Genomic DNA, 2637 nt, shown 5'->3' on the forward strand with positions numbered 1-2637 from the left:
GGTTTTGGGAACTCTGATAAACTTTACCAACATGAAAAGGCTCAACAGCCGTGGAATCCAACAAGCCAATAAACATGTTTTGATGGCATCCCTGACTTACAACCTCAAGAAATATCTGCGTTTTATAGCGCGAAAGCCTAAATCACAAGCCGGAATTGTATCCCAACTACAAGGAAAGGCGCAGGCTTTTTCAAAAAGCCTCTTGTTGGGCTTAAAACAGGCTGTTTTTAGTCTTCTTTTTTTGAAAACAAAACTTTACTACAAAAATAAACCTCCTTTAAATCGCTTTAAAAGAGGTCTCTTTTTATGTTTTTTTATAAAGTTTATTTTTTAAGGAGGGTTGTGCAACAGCTACGTGTGTTAGGCGTAGTGCTTTCTTGTCCTCCGCTAATATACTACACTTTCAGCAATGTGTTTGTATGAGTTGATGTCTTTTTGAACGCTGTCCAACTTTGCAGTTAATGAAACGATTGCAATTTTTCCTAACGGAAGTCGCAATGGTGGCGTGTCAAGTTTGGTAATGTCAATAATTGTTTGTGATGCTTTTATTGGGTCACCTTCTTGTTTGCCGTCCACACCTTTTATTTTTTCTCTGAAAACTCCTGCTGTCGTATTGTAGTCAGCAATAGTGTGTTCTGTAAGTTTGAAACCGCTACCTGCAAAGCTGGTTCGGAAAGGTCCTGGTTCTACAATTGTTAACTTAATTCCTAACGGAGCAACCTCTTGTGCCAATGCTTCACTGAAACCTTCTAATGCAAACTTACTTGCGTTGTAAATACCAAAACCTGCAAAGGCTTTAAAGCCACCGTGAGAAGAAATTTGAATAATGTGTCCGCTTTTTTGTTGTCTAAAAATTGGCAAAAAAGATTGTGTTAAATTCAAAGTCCCAAAAAAGTTGGCTTCAAAAATTGCTTTCGTTTCTTCGGTGCTTGTTTCTTCAATAGCACCCGCAAGTCCATAACCTGCATTGTTTACAAGCACATCAATTTGTCCAAATTTGTCAATGACAAGTTTAACTGCTTTTTCAATTTCGTTGGGTTTGCTAATATCCAAAGTCAAGGCAAATGCTTTGTCTTTATGTTGGATATTAAAAGTGTCTGTTTGTGATTGATTGCGAAATGTACCAATGACAAAATCGCCTTTTTCAATAACGGTTTGGGCAAGTGCTTTGCCCAAACCGCTTGAAATTCCTGTGATAAACCAAATTTTCATTGAAGTGTCTTTTAAAATTAAAGCTGTTGAGCCAAAGGAAAATCAATTTCAAAACCTGTTAAGTTGTGTAGGTAGTTGCTCATTATTTTGTCGCCAATTACCATTACTACATCAATCATATTAGCTTCGTCATATCCTGCTGTAAAAAAAGCTAATTTGCTTTCTTCGGTTGCTTTTCCACGGTTTTCAACTGCCGATGCTGTGAATTTTGCCAATGCGTCTAACTTGCTGTCAAACGATGCCGAACCTTTGCGGATTGATAAGATTTGTTCGTCTGTAAATCCATTCATTTTGCCTAACGCTGTATGTGCAGACTGGCAATAAAGGCAACCGTTAATTTGACTGGCTACTAAGTTAATTACTTCCCTTTCTTTTGCTTTCAAAGTGCTTTTGCGATTTTGCAAAGTCAGATAGTCTCCTAATGCAGTTTCATTTTTTGCATAGTAGGCATAAAGATTTGGAATAAACCCCAAACCTTTTTGTAGGTTATCGAAAATACCTTGATTGTTTACAGATACTTCTGCTCTTGTTGGAACTGAAAAAGTTCGTTTTTCTGATGTTGACATTTACTTTATTTTAAATTGTTGTTTGTCATTATTGACAATGCAAAAATGAGGCGACTTACAACTTTTAAAAATGAAGTAGTTTAAGAAATTTGGTTGATATAGTTCAACTTTTTTTGGCAACCCTTTTGTTTCGTATTCTGGACAAGAATTCGGTTGTCATTCCTAAAAAGGAAGCCAAAGCATATTGAGGAACTCTCTGAACGATTTGAGGATATTTTAAAACATAATTTTCATATCGTTCTTCCGCTGTATGAATAAGATTTGAGATAATTCTACGTTGCTGAAAAGCAAGCCCACGCTCTGCAATTATCCTGAAAAAAGTTTCAAACTTGTGATTTTGTCTTTTAAGTTCTTGTTCTGCTTCGTAGTCAATTTGCAAAATGATGCTGTCTTCAAGTGCAACTACAAACATTGTTGCTGGTTGTTGAAAAATGTAACTGTTGTAGTCTGTAATCCACCAATCGTCTATTGCAAAATTAATGGTGTGGTCTTGTCCTTCGTCTCCCACAACATAAGCTCTAAATGCTCCTTTGTAAACATAGTTTCTGTGTTTTGTTGTAAAGTTTGGCTGAACAATGAATTGTCGCTTTTTTATTTTTACTTCTTTAAAGCAAGAACCAACCTGCTTTTTTTCTTCGTCAGTTAGTTTTACAAACTGCTCTATGTATTCAATTATTTTTTCTGTCATTTTGTTAGTCTGTTGTTGTCTTGCACGGTCGCAGGTAGCATTACGCCTAACGTTCTGACGCTACAAGCGGTTTGCGGGTTACGAAGCAGAGTATTTTCTGCTAAACGAAAATAGTGTTTAAAAACGTTAATTCCACTAAATCCGCAAATCGCTTGTAACGGCTGTTACTAG

3 protein-coding genes and 1 pseudogene are annotated in these 2637 nt (G+C 36.4%); 1 reads left to right on the top strand and 3 read right to left on the bottom strand.

What is annotated here, in order from left to right:
- A pseudogene (locus tag AAEO57_RS20930) lies at positions 1–128 on the top strand (transposase); the annotation flags it as partial.
- A gap of 259 nt (positions 129–387) precedes the next feature.
- On the opposite strand, the gene AAEO57_RS20745 reads toward AAEO57_RS20930, so the two are convergent.
- The 3 genes from AAEO57_RS20745 to AAEO57_RS20755 all read right to left on the bottom strand — a co-directional run bounded on the left by AAEO57_RS20745 (position 388) and on the right by AAEO57_RS20755 (position 2466).
- On the bottom strand, positions 388–1212 hold the full coding sequence (locus AAEO57_RS20745; protein WP_341694935.1) for an oxidoreductase: 825 nt from the start codon (positions 1210–1212) through the stop codon (positions 388–390).
- Positions 1213–1229: 17 nt separating this feature from the next.
- Entirely contained in the window at positions 1230–1778 is a 549-nt protein-coding gene (locus AAEO57_RS20750; RefSeq protein ID WP_341694936.1) for a carboxymuconolactone decarboxylase family protein, read from the bottom strand.
- A gap of 103 nt (positions 1779–1881) precedes the next feature.
- Positions 1882–2466, bottom strand: a complete 585-nt coding sequence (locus tag AAEO57_RS20755) for a Crp/Fnr family transcriptional regulator (protein ID WP_341694937.1) — start codon at positions 2464–2466, stop codon at positions 1882–1884.
- Between the last annotated feature and the right edge of the window lie 171 nt (positions 2467–2637).

The organism is Flavobacterium calami (assembly GCF_038290035.1).
In the GTDB taxonomy this organism is placed as follows: Bacteria; Bacteroidota; Bacteroidia; order Flavobacteriales; family Flavobacteriaceae; genus Flavobacterium; species Flavobacterium calami.

Bases quoted from the DNA above. Each gene is read 5' to 3' on its own strand.
- AAEO57_RS20745 (WP_341694935.1), bottom strand. From the start codon at position 1,212: ATGAAAATTTGGTTTATCACAGGAATTTCAAGCGGTTTGGGCAAAGCA.
- AAEO57_RS20750 (WP_341694936.1), bottom strand. From the start codon at position 1,778: ATGTCAACATCAGAAAAACGAACTTTTTCAGTTCCAACAAGAGCAGAA.
- AAEO57_RS20755 (WP_341694937.1), bottom strand. From the start codon at position 2,466: ATGACAGAAAAAATAATTGAATACATAGAGCAGTTTGTAAAACTAACT.